Raw genomic sequence first — 25,698 nt, 5'->3', positions numbered from 1 at the left:
CTCACCCTGATTGGTAATCGGGATGTCAGGCAGAGGGGATTTGTAATCCCCAAAGATAGCAGTTTACTCCTCTTGCTTATCCATTTCTTCTACTTTGCGGATGGTGGTCATTTTGATCTTAATGACCAGCCACCAAGCGATAAACCCAGCAAGTATTCCTACGATTGCCCCTACGACTACATCTGCCGGATAGTGTACACCTAGGTAAATTCTGGAATAGGAAACGAGGGCCGCCCATAGAAACATCCACCCGAAGCCCTTGACCTTTCGATGGAAGGTGAGCAAGAGGTAGGTAGCGAGTGAAAAGGTATTGGAGGCATGTGAGGAAGCAAAACCATACATGCCCCCACAGTGTTTGTAGTTAAACATAATGCCTTCCCAGCGTGGGTCATGGCAGGGCCGGGGGCGCTCGAAGAATGGTTTCATAAATCCGGAAGTGGCCTGGTCACTGAATAGTATGGCCAAGGCAATTCCAATAAACACCCAAATGCTGCCTTTTCCCAAATTTTTGATTATCAAAAAAACCAACAAGGCGTAAAATGGAAGCCAGATCAGCTTCCCTGAAATCCCGAACATGATGGGGTCTAACCAGTCCAAGTGTTGGGCATTTAGAAAGATGAAGAGCTCTTCGTCCCAATGTTTCAGTGTTTCTATCACAAGTCTATAGGTTAATCCAGTCAATATCTTTTCTTAGCAATCCAAGCGTCTCTGCTTCTTTGCTGCCGTCTTCCGGGATGTTCATGTACTCCCACTCCGCCACGGGTGGCATGCTCATAAGAATGCTTTCTGTCCGGCCATTGGTGTCGAGACCAAACTTCGTCCCCGCATCCCAGACCAAGTTGAACTCTACGTATCTTCCCCTCCTGAGTGCCTGCCACTTTTGCTCATTTTCGCCAAATGGCAAAGCGGCATTTTTGGCCATAAAGTGACGGTAAATTTCAGGGAAGAGGTAGCCAATGGATTTTACAAAATCATAGGTTGACTCAAACGAATTGGTTTCCGTGGCCGTCAGGCGATCAAAGAAAATGCCTCCAATGCCCCTGGTTTCTTCGCGGTGAGGAAGGTAAAAATAATCATCTGCCCATTTTTTATATTTCGGGTAAGCTTCCGTGTCAAACTGGTCACAGGTGGCTTTGATTTGCTGATGAAAATAACGGGCATCGTCCTTGTCCACATAGTGGGGGGTAAGGTCTATGCCACCGCCAAACCAATAGGTGCCATTGCTCATCTCAAAATACCGTATGTTCATATGGATGATCGGCACCATAGGGCTGCTGGGGTGGATCACGATGGAGACACCCGTAGCGTAGAAATCAGCCTTTTCAAGTTGTAGTTTTTTGAGGATTTTTTCAGGAGTGGGACCGTGGACGGCCGAAAAAGCCACACCGCCTTTGGCAATGATATTTCCGTCTTTGATGATCCTGGTACGGCCACCACCACCTGCGTCCCTTTTCCAAAGGTCTTCGTGAAATTTGGCTTTGCCATCGCCAGCTTCCAGTTCTTGGCAAATGTGGTCTTGTATGGCTTTGAACTCTTCGGAAATCTGCTCTTTGCTGATGCTATTTGACATTAATAGAATACTTAAGGATAATGCTGCAATTAGAAATTTCTATGGTTAAACGATTCGGCAGCGACGATGTTCCAAAATTAACCCATTAGAAAGGATATCCAATACCAATGTTAAATACGGTCTGTCCTTTTTCTCCCAATGGTTTCTTAAATGAAAGGTTGTCCAGGACAAAGCGTTCACCCTCAGGCTGGGCAGGATCGATGGCCTTGATCCCCATGTCCAGCCTGAGCACGAGAAAATCAAAATCCATCCGCAGCCCGATTCCCGTGCCCACGGCAATCTCCTTGACGAAGGTTCTTGGCTTGAACTGGGAACCTTCCCGGGTGGGGTCTTCTTTTAGCGTCCAAGTGTTCCCTGCATCTACGAAAAACACTCCATCAAAATACCCAAAAAGCTCACGCCGGATCTCAAACATCCCCTCCAGTAAAATATCTCCAGGCTGCTCATAGCGGTAGTCAAAATAGCCCTCTTCATCTGTCTGGGGAGTGAATGACCCTGGTCCCAAACGCCTAGGTGACCAAGCCCGAATACTGGTACTGCCACCTGCAAAGAAGTATTTTTCATAGGGTAATACCCCATTACTAATTCCGTAGGGAATGGCCAGCCCTGCATTGATGCGGTAGGCAAAGGTGCTTTTGCGGCTGATAGGAATATATCTTCTGAAATCGGATTGAAATTTTAAGAATTGAAAGTACTGTAGGTTGCGGTTTTGGAAATGTTCCTTGTTCAGGAAGTTAATAGTGGTGCCACCACTTTCGAAGTTTAGTCGCCATAAGGATGATCGGTTTCTTTGCCAGAGGCCATACTGGTTGAAGTTGATGATGACCTGACCGGAAATACTGCTGACGTAAGAAGACTGAAAGGAATTGATCAAGTTGTTTCCTTGCTCCTGGAGCTCGATGAGTCGCTCCTCAAAATCCGGGTCCAGATTAGACCTGATCAAGTTGGCATCCAATACATTTATCGTGTACTGTTGTCGCTGGTTTCTGGTAGCCCAGTTGTACGCAAAGATGGTGTTAAAGCCTTCACGGATATACTCGGGACGATTGACATAGTTGTATCCGATCAAGGTCCTTGTGCGGGGATTATACCGGCCATATCGTTTGAGGCCTTTTTTGCTAAAAGGGAGCAAAAACTGGGGGAATATCACCGATGCAGAGGTGCTGAGCTCCCGGCTGCGATAAACGCCTCCTTCTGCCGTCGCTGATGCCACCCCCTCCAGTCCGGCACGGAAGTTAAACTCAAATATCTCCAGCCCCCGAAAGAGGTTCCTGTTTCGCAATGAGTGACTGAAAAACGGCCCAGGCAACTGCTCCGTAATACTGGCTCCCAGCTGGTTGGTGATTTGGTATTTTTCATTGGGCTGGGTCTGGATACGTGTCGTAATATGATTGCCCAGTGTATCAAAAGAAATATTGATATAGCGGAAGATGTCCAAATTGGCCAGTTGCCGCTGGGTTTCCAGTACTTCGGCCTTGTTGTAGCGTGCTCCTTTGTCTATAAAGACCCTGGAGTCAATGATCTTTTCCGAATAGCGGTCGCGGTACATGATATAGGAGATGTCATCATACTCCCTTTGCACCTCTTGGTCTGTAATGACTTCAGTGGGCGTAGAGATCTCAAAGATCACCGAATCGATCGTGTAGACTTTGTGCTGCGCTGCATAAGTTGGCTTTCTGATGATCTGTTCGATAACTACATCCTTATCTACGGTGTCCTTATAGACATTATATTCGATATAGGATTTTGAGAAGGTATAGTAGCCATTGTTTTTCAGCAGGTCTTCCACTTGTTGACGTTCTTTGGTGAGGTTGTCCTGATTGTACCGTTGTCCTGCATTCACCAGGCTGTTTTCAGCATCCCGGTCGAGGAGGGAAGAGATGTTTTCATCGCCGGTTTTGGTGTAGGAGCTGTCTATCAGGTAGGGGCTGTTTTCTTCTGCTAGATAGGTGAGGTATATTTTTTTCTTTCTACGTTCTATCTGGGTGCTTACTTCCGCCTCAAAAAAACCATGATTGATCAGGTAATTTTTGATTTCCTTTTCTGATTCAGCTGTTTGGGCACTGTCATAGATGGTTTTGGGATTTCCTGTTCGCATGAACCAGTTACCATAATTCAGCTTTTTCTTAAGGTCGTCTATTCTATTGGCGTATTTGTAGTACTTTTTTTCTAGTTTGTTGTTGTTGGGATCGGTTTCTAGTTGGGTTTCGATGTCACGCTGTTTGGCTTGTAAAGAAGCTATTTTTTCGCCTACTTTTATGCTGTCATAATTGGCTTCTCCTATATTGTAGATAAAGACTCCTGGGGAGAAGTTCAGGATGGGGATCCTGGTATTGGGGTTTTGTTTGATCAGTTGTTTTACCTTTACTTCGTTGGCATTTTTGATGCCTTTCAGGTTTACATCATAGATCAGGTACTCATCCTCTTCGAGCCCCTTGGTCAAAGAACATGATGAAAGCAACAGCAAGGCAAGAATAAAGTTTATATATTTGGTTTTATTCACAACTAATCGACCTTAATGATCAGCAAAAATACGCTTAAGTTTATTAAATCCTTGCAACAGAAAAAATTCCGTAAACAGGAGGACGCTTTTTTTGTGGAAGGCGCCAAAAATGTAACGGAATTACTGCTTTCGGATTTTGAAGTTACGCATCTTCTTTATACTGCCAAATACCATGAAGAACATTCCCAGCTGATCAGTTCCTGCAATGCGGCGAGCTATGAAGTGTCCCCAAAGACCTTGGAGTCTGCAGGCTCTTTTCAAACCAACGACGCAGCCTTGGCAGTAGCCAAACTTAAGAAAAATACACCATTTGATATCGGAGAAGGGGAACTGGCCATAGCACTGGACGATGTGCGTGACCCAGGAAATCTAGGCACCATCATCCGGATCGCCGACTGGTATGGTATCCATAAGCTGGTGCTTTCTTCACAAACGGCCGATTTTTATAATCCCAAAGTGCTTCATTCCAGCATGGGTTCTTTTACGCGGGTGTCTTTTTTTTATACCGACCTTGAAGCCTACCTGCCCCAGCAGGCACTACCCATTTATGGGGCGTTTTTGGAGGGAGAGGACATCCATAGGAGCACGTTGGTACCAGCGGGAATCATCCTGATGGGCAATGAGGCCAAAGGAATCAGTCCCCGGCTGGAGAAATTGGTTAGCCAGAAGCTGACCATTCCATCATTTGGCCATGCCGAATCCCTTAATGTGGCCATTGCCACTGCTGTAATTTGTGATAATTTTAGGAGAGGTGGGCATTGAGTCTTAAGCGGCTTCGGCGCTTTAAAGGAAGTAAGCAGGGCCGGCCCCAATACAAGTAACCAGTGATCAGTTAGGAGTAACCAGTATGCAATGTGTACCAGTAAAGCTAGTAACCATTAACCAGTAAAGGAATGAGTCAACTTAAAAAGATCCTCACCAAAGCCGGTCTCAACGGTTTTTTTCTGGCCTTGATAGGGACAATTGTCCTGGCCAATATATTCCCAGAGTTGGGGGCAGAGGACAGCATTATTCCGTTTAAGGAGATCACCCATTACGGGGTATCGGTGATCTTTTTCATTTATGGGGTAAAAATGGATCCTGTCAAATTAAAATCAGGACTGGGCAATTGGAAGCTGCATCTCCTTATCCAGAGCACAACGTTTTTGGTGTTTCCGGCAGTGGTGACGCTGGTAAAGGCCCTGGCGGGAGGAGGTGATGATCCGATGTGGCTAGGAGCGTTGTATCTTTCCGCGCTGCCATCTACGGTTTCCGCTTCTGTAGTGATGGTGTCCATTGCAGGTGGCAACGTCCCCGCCGCGATCTTCAATGCCAGTATTTCGAGTATTGTGGGGATTTTTATTACCCCGATATGGATGGAGTTGTTCTTGGAAGGAAGTGAGATGAGCTTTGATTTGCTGAATACCTTTTGGCAGTTGAGCTTGCAGGTGCTGTTTCCGGTGATGGGAGGTTTTCTTTTGCATCGCGTCTTGGGGCCTTGGGTCAATAGACACAGCACCGCCCTCAAAAACCTTGACCAGTCTATCATCTTGATGATTGTTTTTTCGGCTTTCTCTGCCGCAGTGGGCAGGGGGATGTTTGAGGGGAGAAGCTGGGCGTTTTTGGTAGGATTGGGAGGAATGATGTTGCTGCTGTTTTTGATGATGGCGGCCTTGATGTACGGCATGGGCAGGCTGTTGGGCTTTGAGCGAGCCGATCAGATCACCGTGCTCTTCTGCGGCTCCAAAAAGTCCCTCGTCCAAGGTGCTGCCATGGGCAAAGTGCTCTTTCCTGACCCTGTTACTTTTGGAGTGGTCTTACTTCCCCTGATGCTTTACCACGCTTTGCAGTTGGTGACTGGCAGCATCATAGCCCAGCAACTGGCAGAGAGGGGTAAGAAGGGGGGAGAAAATGGCCTGGGCTAAGGTTTGACCAAAAGCTTTATTTGCTATGCACTATAGCTTTCATACTGTATAGTGATTTTGGCCTTTAGACAAAGTTAACACCATGTTTCCCGCAAATTTCAGCTATTTTTTCAAAATCTGGGGGGCCAGCAGAAAGAGCTGCTAATTCCTTGAACATGTGCTCTATGCCAGCGGGGAAAGCTGAAGTGATCATTTTAGCTTTTTCTGTTCCGACCACTTTCCACGAGTGTGCTATTCCTTTTGGGGCAAAAGCGATGTCGCCTTCTTTTAAAACAGTGGTTTTGCCATCGATCATTATTTCAATTTGCCCCTTTATGATCCTGAATATCTCATCTTCTTTGGTGTGAATATGTGGAGGAATTCCAACACCCGGATCAACATTATCCATCCATTCAACGATTTGGTTTCCTGTATCGCTACCAACTAGTTTGTGGGTTTGGATATCACCGATTACGTTCAAAACATCACCGTCAGCATCTTTAACTATTTTAGATTTTGTGTTGACTGTGAGATTTCTTTTTGGGTGGCCTGATTGGCTTTTTATCATTCCAGGGATGATAGCCAAGCCTAATCCAAGTCCAGAGGTTTGTATGAATTTTTTTCTGTCCATGATTTATTTTTTCTACAATTTATGTTGATAATGGTAGTGTGGCAATGTGAAAATCACCGTAAATCCATGGATTTTGGGAACAGTTAACTTTTTCTTAGCGCTGAGGGCGTGATGCCAGTGTGGGTTTTGAAAAAGTAGCTAAAATAGTCAGGGGACGTAAAACCTAATTCAAAGCTGATTTCCTTTATGGTCATGTTTGAAAATTTCAATGCGTGCCGAGATCTCATAAGTAATTGTTCGATGATGATACTTTTTGAGCTTACCCCCAGTACTTCTTTTACACAATCATTTAGGTGTTTTGGAGAAAGGTTAAGTAGGTCTGCATACTCAGCTACTTCGTGATATTCATATATATGCTTATCGACAAGCCTTTTGAATTTATAGACGATATTTGTTCTGGAGTTACTGTTCGAAACAACGGATTTAATATTGCATTGTCCGTCGCAGTAGATAAAAAATGTGTTCAATAGTGAAAGTATAGCATCATCCTTATGGTCAAGGTGTGACCCTAAAAGCTCATCGATCATTTCCAGAATAGCCTGTGTTCTTTTTTCTATTCCTGGACTTAATTTAAATAATGGGATTTCTCCCGAATTGAAAAGTCTTACTTTATTAATATGGAGGTTACTTAATATAGGATTGTTTAGCACCTCACTAGTTAAGTACAAAACATAACCAGAAGAAGTGGTACCGTCTTTTTTCAGAATCTTCCAGTGTGTTTTGGGATGAAGAAAAAAAATGGAATTTGAGACTTTTTTATATAAAACATGGTCTATTTCAATTCCAGATACCTCGTTTTTGATCCAACAAACAGCAAAATCATCCACATGTTGCTTTAAAGTATTTCCTTTAATTATTTGCGTTATGTGAACAGAATCCGGTTTCATTCCATATTATTTCCCACGGCCGCTAAAGCTGCGTTTAGTATTTCTAAATTTAATCAACAAAAACCTAAAAGGAGAGGTTTGGCGGGAATAGAATAGCGGATTTTGTCGTGATCTCTTCTTCCGTCCGAGTATGGCTGTGAAGCGTCGGTATTAGAACAGCTTCATTTGAGTCTCAATTTTCGGATGAAAAGTTCCAATAATCATAAAGGGATTGTGCGAAACGTAATGGTTTTTCTGTGTGGTTCCCAAGTAAAAATGAAGGTCTTTGGTCATGGCAAAAAGTCTGTGATTGTCCCTATCGGGCTTCCTTGTGTGGGGAAGTAGTTGCTCCGTGTCAAAATGATTCTCTAAAGAAAAAGTATTATCGGGACGGGATTCTGCAATTTTGATTTTTCCAACCTCCAGCCCCTACAAATTCCCAACTTAATCCCCTTAAGAACCTCACCGGTTACGTGTGTATCACATTCATTGTTTGTTCTTCGCACGTAACGAAAGTTTGGTTGTTGTTCACTGTGTTTTTATTTCAGTTGTTTTTTAATGTCCATTCTTTGATGTAAAATTCTAGTGATTTCAACAATCTCATTTTCCACTTTTCTGTAAAAAATCAAATGTGACTTGATATTTGTCACTCGATAATTTTTTCGAGTTTGATCCGCGGATTTTCCACTCAAATAGTTGTCCGCTATAAATTCAATCTCTCCGATTATTAAGTCGTAGTACCTATCTGCCTGTTCTTTAGACCAATTGTGAAAAGTATAAACCCAAATATAATTTAAATCTTCAATCGCTTGTTTACTTATTCGATACTTGTTTTTACTCATAAGTGTCGACGATGTAATTCAGCCAGATTCTGTTTTGGATCGAAATCTTCAACAAACCCGCTATTTTCTCCAACTTCGAGAGCTTTAATCAATTCTCTTTCCTTTTTTTCTTCACGTTCTAACAAACGTAATGCGGAACGAATAACTTCGCTAACTGAACCATACCTACCAGAATTTACTTCTTCTCTGATAAACTCCTCAAAATGATTTCCGAGTGATATTGATGTGTTTTTTCCCATTTTGACTATGATTTTACTCGAATATACCAAATATTGGTATTGCAGCCAAATTGCACAAAACGGTCACGGCTAGGAGTTGTTGCATGGTTTAGCGATTAACCTTAGCAAGCTGGTTATTTCGGTTCATGAATGATAATATATTTAGGTAGTGGACGCCCCATTGTAGTGGACAGTTCTGCATAGACCTCCTTCACCACCTCCTTTACTTGGAGATAGCTTTTATAGCTTGTGTTTCTGTTAGAGCTGATTTCAATACCTTTGGTTTCGGGATGGGTTTTAAGGAAATTATACACTTTTTGTCGGACATCACCCATGTCCATTATGGCGTGGTCGATGGTGATTTGACTGTTTTTGTTCAGCTGGATTACCATGGTTTCAAGACCGGAGGGATAAACGAGAGGCTCGATATGTTCGTCCGAATATGGCCAGGCAATTTGGTAAAAGAGAACAAGGGAAGAGGTTTTATAATAGGCAAAGCCAAAATCTTCCTTCTTGAGCTGATGCAGAATTTGCTTGGCTGTTTTTCCAGGAGTAGGGGCCTTTTGGGAAGCGGCATTGATTTTTTTGGCAGCGCGGTAGTGTCGTGGACGGATTTGTGATAGTTCTTCTGAAGTAAAAACTTGGTAAAAGCAATGACTGGTCACTATCCAGTCCAAGCTGTCCAATAGTTGAAAGGAGGTGTCAATCTTAAAGTAAAGGTCACCTTGACGGGCAATTTTTTTATATACCGCACGATAACTTGCTCCTGTACTGTCCTTCAGCAGTCCTTTACGTATAAAGTAAGCTTCAAGGCCGCCCAATTCTTTGCGCAATTGCCGTTCTTGCTGTTCAGTAAATGTAGTTTTACAGAGGTTTTCCTTTTCTTGGATCAGTTGTGGGAGTTTACGGGGAGCAGATCTACAGCCAAAAAGGAGGATGAAAATAATGAAAAGTGTGGCTATAGATTTCATGTTAGTAATATAGAGGATAATAAAATAAAATTCCATCATTCTTATTTTGTTTTGATCAAGACCACGCCGTCGTCTCCTCTGCTTCCGAAGATTGCTGTACTACTTGGGTGGGATAGTATTTGGTACTGTCCAATTTCTGTTTCCGTATACTTGTTTAGATCTGCGATGTTAGAAGGTACACCATCGATTATAATTAACGGTACGGTGTTCGTTTTCCCATTGATGTTAAGCGTTTCATCGATTTCTGTGACCATTTTCTCATAAAAGTCTGTTTTGGGAATACTGTCTGCCAGAAAATGGTCTGTGGGCTGAAGTGAAACGGTTACTCTACAAATGATATTGGACCTGGGGATTTTGTTGTTATCTTCAGGAATTGTCTTTTCCTGCTGGGCCCAAGAAAAGTGAGCCAATGAAATCAAAAATGATAATAGGATGAAGCTTCTCATGATAATAGTTACGCTAATCTGATTTTTTTGTTTGTTTAGAAGGTGTGTATTGAATCGGTTTTATAACAAGCCAAATCAAAATCCCCCTTACTCAGTTGGTTTAGGAGTTGCATTGCAAATGCCTATCTCAGAAGCCCGCATTTCAAATGCGTGCTATATATCAAATAGAATCAATACGAGCGACGACATACCTCAAAAAGAAGTGTTCCCAGCGGCTTCTTCAGCCATTCGTTCGGCGTATTCTTTGCCGAGGTAGTTGTCGATGATATTGTGTCCGAGGTAGAGTAGGGGCGTGAGGATGATGGCGACGGTAAATTTGTAAATGTAGTTGATGATGCCCACGGAGATCAGCTGCTCGATGGACCAGTTGCCAAAGACATAAAAAGCGATGCCCAGTACCACGAAAGAGTCGATCAGCTGGGAGACCAAGGTGGAGCCGGTGGCACGTAGCCAGATCATTTTGGCACCGGTGATTTTGCGGAGTTTTTGGAAGATAAACACGTCAATCAGCTGCCCCAACAAGAATGCAGTCAAGGAGCCGATGATGATTCCCAAACCTTGCCGGAAGATGACATCAAAGGCATATTCTATGTTGAACGGGTTGCCATTGGGATCGGTGCTGTTGACATCCAGCCAGAATGCTGCCGGAGGCAAGGCGGTAACGATGACAATGAAAATAAATGCATAAGCAATAAAGCCCGCCGTGAGGAAACTGATTTTGCGTACTCCTTTTTTGCCAAAATACTCATTGATGATGTCCGTGGTGATAAAGACCACCGGCCAGATCACCGCGCCAGCGGTAAGGTTAAAGTCCAGTACATAATCCCCAAAAAACGTCCAGTTGGCAGGCTCCAGCCCCAAAGTGGCCTCACCGGAAAATATTTTGACCCCAATGAGCTCGGCGAGGATAGCGTTGGTCAGGAAGATCCCGCTAAGGACGATGAACAGGGTAGTCTTTTTGTTTTGGAAGTTTTGGTCGGCGGTGTTGGACATAGGCTAGAGGTGATACGTTTCTCCTTCGATACTGAGCTGACAGCGGTCAAAAACGCTGCTTGCTTCCTCCAGCAAAGGTTCCAGCTCAACGTACCGTGTGGAATAATGCCCCAGCAGCAACTGTTTGACATTGGCTTTTTTGGCAATGGTGGCCGCTTGACTGGCCGTACAATGATAGGTTTCCGCAGCCCTTTCACATTCCGATTCCATAAAGGTGGATTCATGGTACAGCAGGTCCGCTTCCTTCAGGTAAGTTACGAGTGTTTCATCAAAGATCGTATCAGAGCAGAAGGCATATTTGCGGATAGGGTCTGGGGGACTGGTAAATTCCTCGACGGTAAATACATTACCGTCTTTATCCATAAAATCCTTGCCGTGTTTGAGAACATTGATCGCAGGGATGCTCAGTGGCTGTTCTTGGAGTTTTTCTTTGATGAGGTGGCGAAGACCGGGTTTTTCCACGATCAGAAATCCCGTACATGGCAAGCGGTGCTTTAGCGGAAAGCTATACACCATGAACTTTTTGGTATCTACCAACAGTTGCTTCTCGTCCGGGTCTGTCCGGACAAAATGAAGTGGATAGTTCAATTTGGTATTGCCGTACTTAAGCTGGGTGGTGATGATCTCATCCAGTCCACGGGGGCCGTAGATGGTGAGGGGAGTCTTGCGTTTGTTGAGGTGAAAAGTGGAGATCACGCCCATCAGTCCGAGGTAGTGATCTCCATGCAAATGCGATATAAAGATATGGTCGATCTTAAACGACCTGATTTTGTAGCGCTGTAACTGGATTTGGGTGGCTTCTCCACAGTCGACCATCAGTAATTTACTACCAAGGGTGACGATCTGGGATGTCTGGTTCCTGTTATGGGCAGGGACAGCAGAGTTGGAGCCTAAAATGGTAACCGAAAATTCCAAGCTTAGTTTTCCTCTTCTTCCTCTTCCTTGTTTCCGTCGATCTCATGCATGAAGATCTTGTCAGCCGCATTTTCAATGGAATCAGCTACATTAAGGACCTTGTCGAGCATGGATATTTTGATAAGCTTGGTGACATGGTCTTGAGGAGAGGAGATGACGAAGATACCGCCATCTTCACTGAAGGCACGGTGGCCTACCAATAGTGCACTCAGTCCACTGGAGTCGGCATATTTTACGTGGCTCATGTCCAAGATCAGGTTGCTGTATCCTTCTGCATGTACCGTCAACAGCTCTGACTTCAGTTCAGGAGAAAGCGGAGAGTCCAACTTCTCTTCCTGCAAGGTGAATATTACGTATTGTTCTTTTTTATCTACTGCGTACTTCATTTTTAATGGGTTTTATTTTGGCCGTTTTCAGGCCATTGTGTTTGGGGATTAGGGAAGTTAAATGATTTCTTCGATGGATTTCTTTATCCTTTCCATCATATTGGTGTTGTCGGCTTTATCAAATTCCTCACCGGTGATTTTCTCATAAAGCTCAATATAACGGTCGGAAATATCATTTACAATTTTATTGGGCATATTAGGGACGCTCTGTCCGTCCTTGCCCTGGAAGTTATTGGCGATCAGCCATTGTCTTACAAACTCCTTGGAGAGTTGTTTTTGGGGCTGGTTGGCTTCTTGGTTTTCCTCATAGCCTGCTGCATAAAAGTAGCGACTGGAGTCTGGCGTATGTATTTCATCGATCAGCAAGATCTCACCGTTGTATTTCCCAAATTCGTATTTGGTATCTACCAGGATCAGGCCTTTGTCGGCGGCCATTTCGGTTCCTCTCAAGAAGAGCGCCCTAGTGTATTTTTCGAGGATGGCATAATCTTCTGCACTGACAATACCATTTGCCAGGATATCTTCCCTGCTGATGTCTTCATCATGCCCTTCATCTGCCTTGGTGGTAGGTGTGATGATAGGCTCTGGGAGTTTGTCGTTTTCCTTCAATCCTTCTGGAAGGCTGACACCACAAATGCTCCTTTTTCCCTCTCGGTATTCACGCCAGGCGTGTCCGGCGAGGTATCCCCTGATGACCATTTCTACCTTAAAAGGCTCACATTTTTTACCGATGGTGACATTGGGATCAGGAGTAGAGATCACCCAGTTGGGGACGATATCTGCTGTGGCCGCCAAGAACTTGGCCGCTATTTGGTTGAGCACCTGACCTTTAAAAGGAATGGGCAGTGGGAGTACCACATCAAACGCGGAGATCCTGTCGGAGGCGACTACTGCGATCTTGTCCTCAAACATGTAGACATCCCGGACTTTTCCTTTGTAAAAACCTGTTTGATTCGGGAATTCAAATTGGGTTTCTTTAATGGCCGTATTCATGATGCTGTCACTTGCTTTGGGGCAACTGCCTGATATTTTCTACCGGATGCTGCCTAAGGTTAACGTATAAATTTTAAATAGCAAAAATAGGAGTTAGGCTGATTTTAACCTTTCAATTGATGAAAAATTATTCAACTAATTTACCCTTTTTATCATAATTTTCTGTTTTTATGTGGGTTCCTTTTTTATCATAGTACTTCCATACAGATGATTTTTTATTGAACCAAAAACTTCCTTCTACCAGAATATCCCCTGTAGGGCTCTGTGATTGGTAAGGGCCATGCTTCCAACCAAAATCATAAGTCGTCAATGTCTTGAGTTGGCCATTGGGGTAGTAGGTTTTTTCTTCTCCGTGTTGTTTTCCATTTTTGAAGCCCTGTTCCAATATCAAGTTCCCTGTTTCATCAAAACGTCTGTAATGACCATTCCATTTTCCGTTTTGATACGGAATTACCTCTTGCTTGTTGCCGTTTATATCATAGCTAACGACTTGGCCCTGGGGAAGACCTCCAACCAGCTGAACCCTCTTTTGGACTTGGCCGTTTTCATGGTAAAAAGTATGTTGTTGTTTGACCCCATCACGGTCATAGGAGATGACTTCGGATTTTTTTCCTGATGGATAGTACAGCAGTTGTTTGTCTATTGGTTTTCCCTTTTTGTACTCAATGATCTCTTTGGTAGTTCCTGAGAGATGGAATGTTTTGAAAAGCCCATTTGGCCGGCCATTTTTATAGGTGCCCTTTTTGGCGATTTGTCCATTTTCAAAATAGCCCGTAAAAACGCCGTCCTGGACACCCTCTTCATAAACCGATTGCTCTTTTAATTGTCCGTTGGGATAGTAAGCAGTGACTTTTCCGTCCAGCTGCCCTGCAGAGTAGTGCTCTTCAGACTGTAGCTGGCCACTTTCATAATAGCTTTTCAAGGAGCCTTCCAGCATACCTTCTTCATAAGTGGATGCTGAGCGGACGGTTCCGTCAGGATAATAGACGGTATGCTTACCATGAGGTTGGCTATTGGTGAAGGTTCCCTTCATTTTTAAGGCCCCTTCAGGAAAATAACTTTCCAATGTTCCTTCCATCCGGTCATTCTGGAATTCCACTTTCTGGATCAGGTTGCCCTTTTCATCAAAGGACAATGCGGGACCTTGCCTGAGGCCATCTTGATAGCCAACGGTCTTGAGTGTATCGTTACTTTCTGGATAGAAATGAACAAATAGACCTTCTCTTTTGCCCATGACAAAATCTCCCTGAAGCTGAAGTGATCCATCTTCAAAATACCGCTGGTACCTTCCGTTTATCCTTTCATTTTGGGTGGGATAGACTTCCATTAATATCGATTTCTTCTCATCATAATACGTTCGTACAGTGTCCTGGGCTTTGCTGTAATGGCATAGCAACAGAAGAAAGAGGATGGATGCGGGTTTTAAAAACATGTCGTTTTGAGAAACGGTCAAGTGCTAGTATTAATTGAGTAGTTGGCTATTGTTTTGACGAGTAGGGTACATACTATCTACTTAGGGGAAATCGCTATTAAACCCGGAATATGCATTAGCCTATCTACGCCACGGCCACAGGTATTGCAGTCAGACCCGCTGCGGACAAAATCAGCCGCTTCACTTTAGCTTTCGGTTCTATTTGGCAGCTAGACAGGGTTTGCCGTAACGGTGTTTACTTTAGACTTTCGATGACCATGGCCGATGCGCCACCGCCACCGTTACAGATACCGGCTACGCCTATTTTGCCCGCTTTTTGTTGAAGCACTGAGGTCAAAGTAGCCACGATTCTTGCCCCTGAAGCACCCAGTGGATGGCCCAGTGCTACAGCCCCTCCAAAGACATTGAGCCGGTCATTGTCGATTTTTAATTGATGTTGGTTGGCCAAGGCCACTGCTGAGAAGGCTTCATTGATTTCGTAGTAATCCACCTCTTCTGACTTTATATTGGCATTGTTGAGGGCTTTGGGGATAGCCAGTGCCGGAGCGGTGGTAAACCAGATCGGGTCAGTAGCCGCATCGGCAAAGCCGAGGATTTTAGCGATGGGTTTTAGCCCAAGTGCTGTTGCTTTTTCCTTGCTCACCAGTACCAGCGCTGATGCGCCATCATTCATGGTGGACGCATTCGCAGCGGTTACGGTGCCTTCTTTATCAAAGACGGGTCGTAGTGACGGTATTTTTTCGAAAATGACATTTTTATATTCTTCGTCTTCGTCCACGGTGATGGTTTCGCCCTTTCGCCCTTTGTAAGAGACGGGAATTACTTCGTCCTTGAAGACATTTCCTTTCCATGCTTCGGCAGCACGTTGGTAGGACTGGATGGCATATTCATCTTGAGCCTCACGGCTAATGTTCAGTTCTTTTGCGGTATTATCGGCACAGTTGCCCATGGGGAAGTTATAATACACTTCATGCAGGCCGTCTTTGGCGAGGCCATCGATGAACTCCCCGTTGCCAAATTTATAGCCAAATCGGGCTTTGGGGATATAATAGGGGACGTTGGACATGCTTTCCATGCCCCCAACTACGATGACGTCACTCTGGCCGGTCATGATGGATTGGGCCGCAAACATAACGGATTTCATTCCCGATGCACAGACCTTGTTGACGGTGGTGCAGGGGACATGATGACCGATGCCTGCACCAATGGCTGCTTGTCGAGCGGGGGCTTGTCCCAAGTTTGCGGACAGGACATTTCCCATGATCACTTCCTCGACTTGGTCCGATGTGACCTGTGCCCGCTCCATTGCGCCTTTGATAGCTTGGCTCCCCAGTTCCACTGCGGTGAGACTTGAGAGCTTACCTCCAAAACTCCCCAAGGGAGTCCTTACTGCTGAGATGATATATACTTCTTTCATTTGGGTTTATGGGTTGTTAAGGTTAAAATGTTTGAAAGTTGCAAGGCTGAAAGTTTATTGGTACAATGATGGGTTTCATGTTTCCATTTCAGCTTTTGTTTCCCGAGAGTTGTTATGTGTTAGTTGGCTATGACGAGGACTCAGCACCCCACCTGACTTCTCCTGCAAGAGAAACGGCATACTCAAAACTCCGGACTAAAGACTCCTATCTCACCAATCAGGCAAATTCTTATCAGGCCGTTTGCTGGCTTTCTTTTTGGTCTGTTGGATATAGCGCATCTCGGCATTGTCCATGGCATCCAGGATTTGTTGGGCTTGTTCTGGCGAAATGTTCATTTGCTGCAGTTTTTGCCGCAGTTCTTCCATGGCTTTTTCGCGTTCGCTCAGGTCACTTTCCATATCGGAAGATTCATCGGATGGTTCTTGCTGGTTGGACTTTTCTCCCCGTTTTTCATCCATTTTATCGGATTCTTGGGCGCCATCTTCTTCGGTTTGCTCTTCACCTTGACCGTCTTTGGATTCCTTTTCCTGCTGCCCCTGATCTTCCTGCTGCTGGTTTTCGTCTCCTTGCTGTTGCTGGTCCTCGTTTTGTTTTTGCTGCTCTTGTTGCTGCTGGTCCTGTTGATCTTGTTGCTCCTTTTGCTCTTGGTCCTGCTTTTCTTGCTCGTCTTTGAGTTTTTCTTTAAGAGCATTCAGTTTGGGATCGTCAGGGAATTTCTGCAAGCCTTCGGCCAAGGTTTGGCCAACGCCAGGGTAATCAGCATTGACATAGTTTTTTGCTGCTTGGTTAAAATAGGTGTCGGCCGTTTGGGCGGATGCGGAAAAGGTCACTGCCCACATCACGGCAAAAAGGCCCAGAAAGGACGGTATGTTAATTTTCATTGATTTCATTGATATCTCCTAGGTTCTTTATAAACTCCTGATAGTGAGAAACAGTTTCATCGATCTCCAATGCTTTGCCCATCACGTCAAGGGCTTCGTTAAACTTAAACTGCTCTACTAGCTTATCTGCTTCCGCTTTCATCCTTTTGGCGTAGTTGGATGGTTCTTGCTTGTTGTCGTCCTGGTTTTCCTGCTCTTGTTCATCTTGGTTTTTGTCTAGCCATCGTGCCAGCAGTTCATAATTATAACGGGCTATCTCATTGGCGGGATCTTTGATCAGTGCTGTTTTGAAGGCGGCAAGGGCTTCTTCGTATTTCTTTTCCCTGCCTAGGAGCACACCGTTTTGGTTGGAGGCGGAGGAAGCGATATTGGTTTTGGGCGCACCGGCCAGTTCCAGGTATTTTTTCTTGGCGTCTTCTTCCTGTCCATTCAGCTGATAGCTCAGGGCCAAGTCAAAATTAGCTTCAGACGAAGTGATGCCATGTTCGTTCAGCAGCGCGAGGTGCTGGCGTACGGATTCCTCGTATTCGGCCGTGGCGTATTTTTCTGCTGCTAAGTCAATGGCCTTGTTTCTCTCCGAAATCTGTGTCCAGGAAGATGGGATCAATAGTAAGGTAGCCAGAAATATCTTGTTCATAATTCCTCTTTAGGGCATTTTCAGATTACATGCTTATGGTACGAAGTGGCAAGATCATATCCAAGATGGCCAAGCCGAGTGCGGCCAGAAGGAAGTAGAAGTACTTATTGGCGGAGGCTTCTACTGTTCTGGAACCTGTGACGGCACCCTCCAGTTTTTCGATGGAAGTGATCAGCTGGGGGATTTCCTGTACATCATCACTGATCTCAAAATATTGACCATTGGTTTCACTGGCAATTCTTTTTAAGGTATTGGTGCTTAGCTTGCTGACGGCAGGGGAATTGGTGGACTCGTCCATGATCACTCCATTGCCTTTGGGGATGGTGCTGCCTGCCTCGGTACCTATTCCGAGACTAAAGACTTTGATTCCCTGTTCCTTCAGCTGGCCAAGGGTGCTGTTCAGGTTGTCCCCAAAGTTTTCCCCATCACTGATCAGTACGATGGATTTGGATTTGGGGTCTTGGTTTTCGTCAGTGCTGAATTTTTTGACAGCCAGTGCCAGTGGCGCTCCGATATCCGTACCAAAATTAGGGACTAGCTGCGAGTGCAATCCGTCAAGGTGCAGCTGAAGGACGTTTTGGTCAAATGTCAGTGGACACTGGATAAAAGCCTCCGAACTGAAAATGATCAGCCCAATACGGTCGGAGCTGAAATTCTTGATCAGGTTTTTAAGTTCGTATTTCACCCGCTGAAGCCGCGAAGGACTGATGTCTGTTGCATTCATGGACTGTGAAAGGTCGATGGCGATAAACAGGTCTTTGCCCTCTTGCTTGATCTCTTTGGTGGCATTGCCCACGGATGGACCAGCCAGCGCTACGAGGAAAAGCAAAAAGTAGGCAATGCGCAGCCCCATTTTCATCAACAGTCGATGCTTTTTGACCTTCAGCCTTTTATTGATACGCCAGAAGCGTATAAGGTAAATACTATACAGCACGCCAAAAACGGCGGCCAAGATACCAATTAATGTTAAGTCAGGATATGCCCAAATCATGCCTTGAAATTAGGAATTTTAATTCAAAACGAAAGAACAGCGGATAAATTATCGCACACTTTACTAAAGGCTGAAATTATCGGAAGCTGAAAGGTGGAGTATTAAGTAGTGAGACTTGAGAAAAAGTACCGTAATTGGGTTGTGCTGCTTCTCTGCTCCAGTGCTGGCAAGAATGGCGTAGCCGTGGGTGGCCTTTGGCTTCGCTCAGGTGCCCTTTCTGTTCCCGGTTCCTGTACTGAGCGTGTCGAAGGGCAAAATCTAGGATTAAGAGGAAAGAGATAAAGCTAACCATGGCGAACGGAACAATTCCCATAATTTTATTTACCTTAATGAATGCGATCAACATTAGGCAAGCAAATTGCTCATCATGTTCACCTAAAATTAAGAGACGCTCCAATGATAGTGAGCATATTATAACACATGAAAAAGCTTATATCCTTCTGGATAATGGTAATGACCGCACTGGGATGCCCACAGCTGGCAAATGGGCAGGTATCAACTAGCCTCCAAGGAGTGGTCTTGGATAAAGACAGCGGGGAAACACTGGTGGGCGCATCTGTTTATTGGAAATCAGCAGCAGCCAAGGGAGTTACCAGTGATGAGGTAGGGGAGTTTGAACTGCCTGTAGTCTCCTTGCCGGATACCTTGGTCGTGAAGTATTTGGGGTATGAAACGGTGAGAATTCACATTGATCATCGGCACTTGGATGAAGTGGTGAACGTAAGCTTAAACCCCACTGCGGCTGGTCTGGAGGAAGTCGTGGTCGAGGGACAGAGTGAAGAGGTCATTACTCAAAGTGTGGACATGGGACGTAATATAGTCCCCGTAGCAACACTAAAGTCTATTCCTAGTTTGTTTGGCGAAGTGGACGTACTCCGGGGGCTGCAGCTCCTGCCAGGAATCCAAACGGCAGGAGAGGGAACCACGGGGTTATTTGTCCGTGGTGGATCTTCGGATCAAAACCTCATTCAGCTGGACGGGGCACCGGTCTACAACCCGTCCCATTTCTTTGGTTTTTTCTCTGTCTTTAATCCTGATGCATTGGATCAGGTGGATCTGTACAAGGGGAATATTCCTGCGACCTTTGGGGGAAGGCTCTCGTCTGTTGTGGACATTTCCATGAAAGATGGGCGTACCGACAGGATTCACGGATCTGGCGGAATTGGAAATATCAGTTCTAAAATCACGGTGGACGGCCCGCTTTTTTCCGAAAAGTCTTCCTTTGTGGTCACGGGCAGACGGACCTATGCCGACCTTTTTCTCAAGCTGTCCAATAACGAAGAGATCAATAGCAACCAATTGTATTTCTATGATTTGGGAGCCAAGATGACCTTTCGTCCATCCGATCGGGACAAAATAGCCATTTCCAGTTACTATGGGCAAGATTACTTACAAGCGGGTGACATGTTTGGTTTTGGGTGGAAAAACTGGGTCAATTCCATTTTGTGGGACAAGACTTTCAGTGAAAAGACCTTTCTGAATGTCAACGGGTATTATTCCCAGTATGACTATCAAATAGATATAATGGATGATGACAATGGCTTCAGCTGGAGTAACCTGATTTCTGAAGGAGGGCTTCGTTGGTTTTTTACATTAGCACCAAGTGACAAGGCGGTTTTTGAAGTAGGGGCTCACAGTCGGTATTATCATTTTTCACCGGTGGATATGACCACCAGTCCAGAAAGCCAGATAACGCCTATCACCACCCATCCTGGGAATGCTGTGCAGCAGGATTTTTTCGTTTCCGGAGAGTTGGACATTTCTCCCAAACTGAAGGTGGAAGGAGGGCTTCGGTGGAGCATGTACGCCCAGATCGGCAAGGGCGCAGAATACATCTACAATGAAGGTCCGGCGCAGGATAATGCCGCCATCATTGACACGGTCTATTACGATAGGTTGCGTCCGATGGCGTTTTACCAAGGGAAAGAGCCCCGCATTGCCCTAAGGTACAAAATCACCAAGGACCTGTCCTTTAAAAGTGCCTATAACCGCAATTTTCAATACCTGCAGGTGGCTTCCAACAGCTCTGCTGGACTACCAATAGATCGTTGGGCATTGGCCAATGAATACATTCACCCTATTATGGCCGACCAGTATTCGGCAGGGGTGTACAAGACTGTGAACGAAGGGGATTGGGAGTTTTCTGTGGAGGGGTATTATAAAGAGTATGACCGCATCATCGATGTGAAGCAGGGGCAGATGTGCTGTTCACGGATCATCTGGAGACGGAAGTCCTAGAGGGGCGAGGCTGGTCTTACGGGGCCGAATTATTGCTGAAGAAAAACGTGGGCAGCACCACTGGCTGGCTGGGATACACCTATTCGAGGACGTACAGGCAGATAGCAGGAATCAGTGAGGGAAGGGCCTATAATCCACGGTATGATCGGCCACATGATGTATCCCTCGTAGTGCAGCACGAGTTTAATGAGCGGCTTACCGCCAATATGACCTTCGTCTATTCCACAGGCCAAGCGGTAAGCTTTCCCGTAGGTACCTATTCTATGGACAACCAGGAAATGCCGCTATACGATATACGGAGAAATGAAGATCGATTTCCGGACTATCACAGGATGGATGTGGCCGTGACTTGGAAAAACAAAGACAAAGGGAAGAATTGGCGAGGAAGCTGGAACTTCAGTGTGTATAATGTCTATGGCAGGAAAAATCCCTATTCCTATCAGTTTAAAGATATCGTGAACAATGATATCCATTATGAATCCTCTTCGGGTGAGCCGATATATTCCAGGAGGCCTGGAGTGGTGATGACCTACCTGTTTACCTTCCTGCCTTCCATTTCTTATAATTTTGAATTTTGATACCATGAGATATACATTACTACTTGGGTTGATGATAGTGCTTTTTTCATGTCAGGAAGAAGTTGTCTTGGAGTTGAGGGAAAGTGAAAACTACCCAGTGATCGAGGCTTCCTGGACCGATAACAGTAACCTAAACCAAGTAAAAATATCCATGAGCAAAACCTACTATGATTCGGCGTCCTACCGTCCCGTTACCAATGCAGAGGTGTACATCGTCCATGAGGAACGCAATCACCGGATTGAATTTGAATACTCTGAACAGACCTTGTCTTACTTGCCTGTCTATAATCAACGTGGCCTTGAAGCCCAGCACTATACTCTCCACGTCCACATCAAAGGAAATCACTATCGCTCATCCGGTGTACTGTTGGAAGCCCCAAAACTGGACAGTATAAGCTATCGCTACAAAGAAAAAAGACTGCTAAGACCAGCTGGCTATTACCTTACCCTACATGGCAAGATTTCTTTTGATGAAAATAATTATTACCGGGTAAAAGCCGTAAGAAATGATACCTTATTGGTTTCAAGAAATGATTATTTGTTGTTTGACGATACGTTTGGTACGGCAGCATTGGAGGATGGTTTTGAGATAGAGACCATTCCATACCAAGAGGGAGATGAGGCGAGGATTGCCCTTTATCGACTCAATGAAAGTGCCTACAATTATATGGAAGGCATTGTGGAATTGATGTATAATGATGGAGGCCTGTTCAGCCCACCTCCCCAAAATCCACCAAGTAATTTTGAGCTAGTGGAAGGTGACATGCCTGTGCTGGGGTACTTTTTGGTTGCGCCGGTTTTGACGGAGTCAGTGACCATTGAGTAGAATAAGTGGAGATGACGCTGGCGGATTTAGCGGTTGCTTTATAAATTTTTTTGTATTTTTAGCCTTTCAAGCTGTTTGTACAGTCTTGGAATTAATCGCCGAAAACACCCGGTCGGCAGCATGATACTGTTAATCAAACTATTAATGTGCACATGTGCTGCAGTAGGGGGGCATATTACCTAAATAAATCGGTCATTGGAGGAGTCGAAAGAAAAATTTATTGAAATCAAGGAGGTGATCCGGGAGAAGAATCCTGCCTTGCTGAAATGGATTCCCGGGTTTGTGCTCAACTATATCCGGAAAATCACCCATGAAGATGAGATAAACAGGATGATGGCGGACTATGGCCATCTTTACGGGATGGACTTTGTGCATGTGCTCATCGAAGATTTTGGGGTGGATATTGTGCTTAAGGGAGCTGAACATATCCCGAAAACCGAGCCGGTGATCTTTGCTTCAAATCATCCAATGGGCGGTTTTGATGGGATAGCCTTTATACACGCTATTGGGAGATACCGTCAGGATATACGGTTTCTGGTCAATGATATTTTGACGAATATAAAGAATTTTGACCCCTTGTTTGTCCCTGTAAACAAGCATGGGAGCCACGGCAGAAAAGCGGCTAGGCTGATCGAGGAAACCTATGCTGGTGACAAGGCTATATTGGTGTTTCCTGCAGGCTTGGTTTCCCGGAAGCAAAAACATGGCATCAGTGACTTGGAATGGAAGAAGAGTTTTATTGCCAAGGCAAAAAAGTACCAAAAGGACGTCGTGCCAGTGTATATTGATGGGAGAAACTCTCCTTTTTTTTATAATTTGGCTCGGCTAAGAAAAAAAATTGGTGTCAAAGCGAATATTGAAATGATGTATTTGGGAGACGAGATGTTTGGCCAAAAGAACAAAAAAGTGACCATACATGTAGGAAAACCAATTTCTTACAAGTATTTTGATGATACAAAAAGTGAAAAAGACTGGGCCGAGGAAGTGAAAGCAATAGTTTATTCCTTAGCCACAGAAAGTTAACCGTTTTTATGCAAGAGATCATAGCGCCTGTAGATAGGGAACTTTTAAAAAAAGAGTTGACGCCTGAGCGTTTTCTACGCCACACCAATAATGGGGACAACCAGGTATACTTGGTCAACCACCATAACTCCCCCAATATCATGAGGGAAATCGGAAGGCTCCGAGAACTGACTTTCAGGGGAGCAGGAGGTGGTACTGGGCTGCCATTGGATATCGATGAGAATGATACCTGTGAAAATTGCTACGAGCAACTGGTGGCTTGGAATCCGGTGGAAGAGGAGATCATTGCTGGTTATCGGCTGATCGACTGTAACAAGGCAGGGCTAAACAGTCATGGAGAGGTCAATCTTTCCACGGCACATTTGTTTAAATTTACCGAGAAGTTTAAGTCTGATTACTTGCCGTGTACCATTGAGCTGGGACGTTCTTTTGTGCAGCCAAAATACCAGCCCAGAAAAGATAACCGCAAAGGGATATTTTCCTTGGACAATCTCTGGGACGGTCTGGGAGCCGTGGTGGCCCTTCATCCCGAGGTAAAATACCTCTTTGGCAAGGTGACCATGTATCCTCATTTCAATGCTGAAGCACGGGACTTACTGCTTTATTTTATGAATTATTATTTCCCTGACAATGAGCACCTAGTGGAGCCACTAAATCCACTTTCTTACAAAACAGATGTGTCCAAGTTTGAAGGGCTTTTTGATGGGTTGGATTATAAAGAGGGCTATAAGGAGCTGAACACCAAAGTACGCGCATTAGGTGAAAATATCCCACCACTGATCAATACCTACATGAACCTCTCGCCAACGATGAAGACTTTTGGAACGGCGATGAACAATGAATTTGGCGCCGTGGAAGAGACAGGGATCATGATCACACTTGCCGATATCTATGACAGTAAAAAACACCGACATATCGAGACATTCGAAAGGGATAAGTTTTACGATAAAAAAGTAGAAGAGTAGGACTGTAGAAAATGAGCGTATCCATCCAGCGTTTATTTTAGTATGATGTTATATAGTCCATGATGAAACAATATCCTCATTGATCTGTCAAATTAGAAATAACCGTACGTATAAGTGGCTTTGGGGTATTATGGCATTGTACCTTTTTAATATCAGTGCGGATGCTCCTGATTTGCGACCTTTTTATATGCCAGAAGATCTGACGATCAATGACCAGGAAAGTATTGTGGAGTTGATAATGGAAACGATATTAGGGTTTGAAGGTGTTTTTGCGGAATATGATGACCCTGATACAGATGATGAAGGCAGCACATTTGATTTAAGTGTGTTTGTGGTTTTCGAGCAAAGCAATGCGTTGGTTGAGCCGTTTTTAGAACTAATTCGAAGAAGAAGTTTTTATATCTCCAAGGCCCTTGTTCGAGGCTTTGGTCAATTGGAAGGCCCTCCCCCTAAGGGGTACTTGTTTTTTTAGCGCTGTAATTCCAGGGCTTATTTGCCCCGATATTTTAATCGACCAAAAGTTAATCCAATGAATTTAAAAATTTCAGTGGTGCTGCTGCTATTTGCATCGGCATCCAAGCATTGCTATGCCCAATTGACTGATTCTACTGAAGACAGTTTGTTTATAAATTCCAAAGAAGCAAATGTCCCCGATAAAGTATTCCATGCGGAGCCACTTTATATTGATTTGATCAGAGACCTTGGGGCAAGAAAAGGAGAAAAAGAATGGAACCTTGGTTTGGGATTGACCGACAATGCCCGTTTTGATTCCTACGAAGCCCTGATTGAATACGAATGGGCGCCCATTGACCGTTTGGGGCTGGAAGTGGAATTGCCATTTACCTTTTATTCGCCCTTGGGAGGAACCCCCAAAACGGAAGTTCCTGCAAACCGTCTGAACAGCCTTAAGGTAGCAGCCCAATGGACCTTTTTTGTAAACAAGGACATGGGCACCTCTATGGCCATTGGCTATATCAATGAGTTTCAGCTGGCTGACTTTGGGAGTTTTGGGAAGCCACTTATAATTGGCAATGGTTTCAATCCATTTTACATTATTGCCAAGCGATGGGGAAGTAATTTTCACTCCTTAATCTATACGGGCCCTATCATTGAGCGTGATTTTGAGTTTCACCAAACACACACTTCTTATGCCATTAACCCCAGCTTTCATTATATGATACCTGGCACGAAGAATTTTATAGGTATAGAATGTGATCAGGTGATTGATCATGGGGATTTTGATATGACATTGAGGCCTCAGATGCGTGTGGGAGTCGCGGATAATTTACTGGTGGGCATTGTGGCAGGAATTCCCGTCCAAAGGGAAAATGAAAGGTTCAGTTCATTTGTCCGGTTGATATGGGAGCCATCACACTGACGTTTCTTTTAATCTATAAAGCTGCCTCATTATTTCTGTTTCCCACCTTCGAGTGGAGATCGTCATGGTGAGGTGGTTTTTTTGTCACGAAGTAATTTTAAATGTATTTAAAAT

Annotated in this window: 27 protein-coding genes; 9 read left to right on the top strand and 18 right to left on the bottom strand. The window is 44.6% G+C overall.

Going from position 1 to position 25,698, the window contains the following annotated elements; translation table 11 throughout:
- Positions 1-63: 63 nt before the first annotated feature.
- From DN752_RS01955 to tamL, 3 genes are all read right to left on the bottom strand, one after another.
- Positions 64-657 carry a phosphatase PAP2 family protein gene (locus tag DN752_RS01955; RefSeq protein ID WP_112782417.1) on the bottom strand — a complete coding sequence of 198 codons (594 nt, stop codon included), beginning with the start codon at positions 655-657 and terminating at the stop codon, positions 64-66.
- 4 nt (positions 658-661) lie between these two features.
- Entirely contained in the window at positions 662-1,570 is a 909-nt protein-coding gene (hemF, locus tag DN752_RS01950; protein WP_112782416.1) for an oxygen-dependent coproporphyrinogen oxidase, read from the bottom strand.
- 85 nt (positions 1,571-1,655) lie between these two features.
- The gene (gene tamL / locus DN752_RS01945) at positions 1,656-4,073 is read right to left on the bottom strand and encodes a translocation and assembly module lipoprotein TamL (protein WP_112782415.1); all 2,418 of its coding nucleotides are present in this window, start codon (positions 4,071-4,073) and stop codon (positions 1,656-1,658) included.
- A 15-nt stretch (positions 4,074-4,088) separates the two neighbouring features.
- On the opposite strand from tamL, the gene DN752_RS01940 reads away from it, so the two are divergent.
- A complete protein-coding gene (locus DN752_RS01940; RefSeq protein ID WP_112782414.1) occupies positions 4,089-4,835 on the top strand; it encodes a TrmH family RNA methyltransferase in 747 nt (248 codons plus the stop codon).
- Between the two features lie 131 nt (positions 4,836-4,966).
- Positions 4,967-5,977 (top strand): bile acid:sodium symporter family protein, encoded by a 1,011-nt coding sequence (locus tag DN752_RS01935; RefSeq protein WP_112782413.1) that lies wholly within the window; start codon positions 4,967-4,969, stop codon positions 5,975-5,977.
- 64 nt (positions 5,978-6,041) lie between these two features.
- On the opposite strand, the gene DN752_RS01930 is transcribed toward DN752_RS01935, so the two are convergent.
- The 15 genes from DN752_RS01930 to DN752_RS01860 all read right to left on the bottom strand — a co-directional run bounded on the left by DN752_RS01930 (position 6,042) and on the right by DN752_RS01860 (position 18,576).
- Positions 6,042-6,587 (bottom strand): cupin domain-containing protein, encoded by a 546-nt coding sequence (locus tag DN752_RS01930; RefSeq protein WP_112782412.1) that lies wholly within the window; start codon positions 6,585-6,587, stop codon positions 6,042-6,044.
- A gap of 83 nt (positions 6,588-6,670) precedes the next feature.
- The gene (locus DN752_RS01925; protein WP_112782411.1) at positions 6,671-7,474 is read right to left on the bottom strand and encodes a helix-turn-helix domain-containing protein; all 804 of its coding nucleotides are present in this window, start codon (positions 7,472-7,474) and stop codon (positions 6,671-6,673) included.
- 518 nt (positions 7,475-7,992) lie between these two features.
- A complete protein-coding gene (locus DN752_RS01920) occupies positions 7,993-8,295 on the bottom strand; it encodes a type II toxin-antitoxin system RelE/ParE family toxin (RefSeq protein ID WP_112782410.1) in 303 nt (100 codons plus the stop codon).
- Complete coding sequence (locus DN752_RS01915) at positions 8,292-8,534, bottom strand: type II toxin-antitoxin system ParD family antitoxin (RefSeq protein WP_112782409.1); 243 nt, start codon at positions 8,532-8,534, stop codon at positions 8,292-8,294. The genes DN752_RS01920 and DN752_RS01915 overlap by 4 nt, the downstream gene beginning before the upstream one ends.
- Positions 8,535-8,647: 113 nt before the next feature.
- The gene (locus tag DN752_RS01910) at positions 8,648-9,484 is read right to left on the bottom strand and encodes a hypothetical protein (protein WP_162633077.1); all 837 of its coding nucleotides are present in this window, start codon (positions 9,482-9,484) and stop codon (positions 8,648-8,650) included.
- Between the two features lie 41 nt (positions 9,485-9,525).
- Complete coding sequence (locus tag DN752_RS01905; protein WP_112782407.1) at positions 9,526-9,930, bottom strand: hypothetical protein; 405 nt, start codon at positions 9,928-9,930, stop codon at positions 9,526-9,528.
- Positions 9,931-10,122: 192 nt separating this feature from the next.
- The gene (locus tag DN752_RS01900) at positions 10,123-10,923 is read right to left on the bottom strand and encodes a queuosine precursor transporter (RefSeq protein WP_112782406.1); all 801 of its coding nucleotides are present in this window, start codon (positions 10,921-10,923) and stop codon (positions 10,123-10,125) included.
- A 3-nt stretch (positions 10,924-10,926) separates the two neighbouring features.
- Entirely contained in the window at positions 10,927-11,838 is a 912-nt protein-coding gene (locus tag DN752_RS01895; RefSeq protein ID WP_112782405.1) for a ribonuclease Z, read from the bottom strand.
- A gap of 2 nt (positions 11,839-11,840) precedes the next feature.
- On the bottom strand, positions 11,841-12,224 hold the full coding sequence (locus DN752_RS01890; RefSeq protein ID WP_112782404.1) for an STAS domain-containing protein: 384 nt from the start codon (positions 12,222-12,224) through the stop codon (positions 11,841-11,843).
- A gap of 57 nt (positions 12,225-12,281) precedes the next feature.
- Entirely contained in the window at positions 12,282-13,217 is a 936-nt protein-coding gene (locus DN752_RS01885) for a phosphoribosylaminoimidazolesuccinocarboxamide synthase (protein WP_112782403.1), read from the bottom strand.
- A 127-nt stretch (positions 13,218-13,344) separates the two neighbouring features.
- Complete coding sequence (locus DN752_RS01880; protein ID WP_112782402.1) at positions 13,345-14,649, bottom strand: toxin-antitoxin system YwqK family antitoxin; 1,305 nt, start codon at positions 14,647-14,649, stop codon at positions 13,345-13,347.
- A gap of 235 nt (positions 14,650-14,884) precedes the next feature.
- Positions 14,885-16,066, bottom strand: a complete 1,182-nt coding sequence (locus tag DN752_RS01875; protein WP_112782401.1) for an acetyl-CoA C-acyltransferase — start codon at positions 16,064-16,066, stop codon at positions 14,885-14,887.
- A 210-nt stretch (positions 16,067-16,276) separates the two neighbouring features.
- The gene (locus DN752_RS01870; protein WP_245949424.1) at positions 16,277-16,948 is read right to left on the bottom strand and encodes a hypothetical protein; all 672 of its coding nucleotides are present in this window, start codon (positions 16,946-16,948) and stop codon (positions 16,277-16,279) included.
- Positions 16,938-17,585, bottom strand: a complete 648-nt coding sequence (locus tag DN752_RS01865; protein WP_112782399.1) for a hypothetical protein — start codon at positions 17,583-17,585, stop codon at positions 16,938-16,940. Before DN752_RS01865 ends, DN752_RS01870 begins: the two co-directional genes overlap by 11 nt.
- A gap of 25 nt (positions 17,586-17,610) precedes the next feature.
- Entirely contained in the window at positions 17,611-18,576 is a 966-nt protein-coding gene (locus DN752_RS01860; RefSeq protein WP_112782398.1) for a VWA domain-containing protein, read from the bottom strand.
- Between the two features lie 420 nt (positions 18,577-18,996).
- Here DN752_RS01860 and DN752_RS01850 point away from each other — a divergent pair, with 420 nt between their 5' ends.
- From DN752_RS01850 to DN752_RS01825, 7 genes are all read left to right on the top strand, one after another.
- On the top strand, positions 18,997-20,814 hold the full coding sequence (locus tag DN752_RS01850; RefSeq protein WP_245949423.1) for a TonB-dependent receptor: 1,818 nt from the start codon (positions 18,997-18,999) through the stop codon (positions 20,812-20,814).
- Positions 20,778-21,392 (top strand): hypothetical protein, encoded by a 615-nt coding sequence (locus tag DN752_RS24830; protein WP_245949422.1) that lies wholly within the window; start codon positions 20,778-20,780, stop codon positions 21,390-21,392. Before DN752_RS01850 ends, DN752_RS24830 begins: the two co-directional genes overlap by 37 nt.
- A 4-nt stretch (positions 21,393-21,396) precedes the next feature.
- Entirely contained in the window at positions 21,397-22,218 is an 822-nt protein-coding gene (locus tag DN752_RS01845) for a DUF4249 family protein (RefSeq protein ID WP_112786391.1), read from the top strand.
- Between the two features lie 195 nt (positions 22,219-22,413).
- Complete coding sequence (locus DN752_RS01840; RefSeq protein ID WP_112782396.1) at positions 22,414-23,241, top strand: 1-acyl-sn-glycerol-3-phosphate acyltransferase; 828 nt, start codon at positions 22,414-22,416, stop codon at positions 23,239-23,241.
- Positions 23,242-23,249: 8 nt separating this feature from the next.
- A complete protein-coding gene (locus tag DN752_RS01835) occupies positions 23,250-24,206 on the top strand; it encodes a GNAT family N-acetyltransferase (protein ID WP_112782395.1) in 957 nt (318 codons plus the stop codon).
- A gap of 130 nt (positions 24,207-24,336) precedes the next feature.
- Positions 24,337-24,678 (top strand): hypothetical protein, encoded by a 342-nt coding sequence (locus DN752_RS01830; RefSeq protein WP_112782394.1) that lies wholly within the window; start codon positions 24,337-24,339, stop codon positions 24,676-24,678.
- A gap of 57 nt (positions 24,679-24,735) precedes the next feature.
- Positions 24,736-25,584, top strand: a complete 849-nt coding sequence (locus tag DN752_RS01825; RefSeq protein ID WP_112782393.1) for an HAEPLYID family protein — start codon at positions 24,736-24,738, stop codon at positions 25,582-25,584.
- The last annotated feature ends 114 nt before the right edge of the window (positions 25,585-25,698 follow it).

Origin of the sequence: Echinicola strongylocentroti, assembly GCF_003260975.1 — a bacterium.
GTDB lineage: Bacteria > Bacteroidota > Bacteroidia > Cytophagales > Cyclobacteriaceae > Echinicola > Echinicola strongylocentroti.
This window is presented reverse-complemented; position numbering and strand designations above follow the sequence as displayed.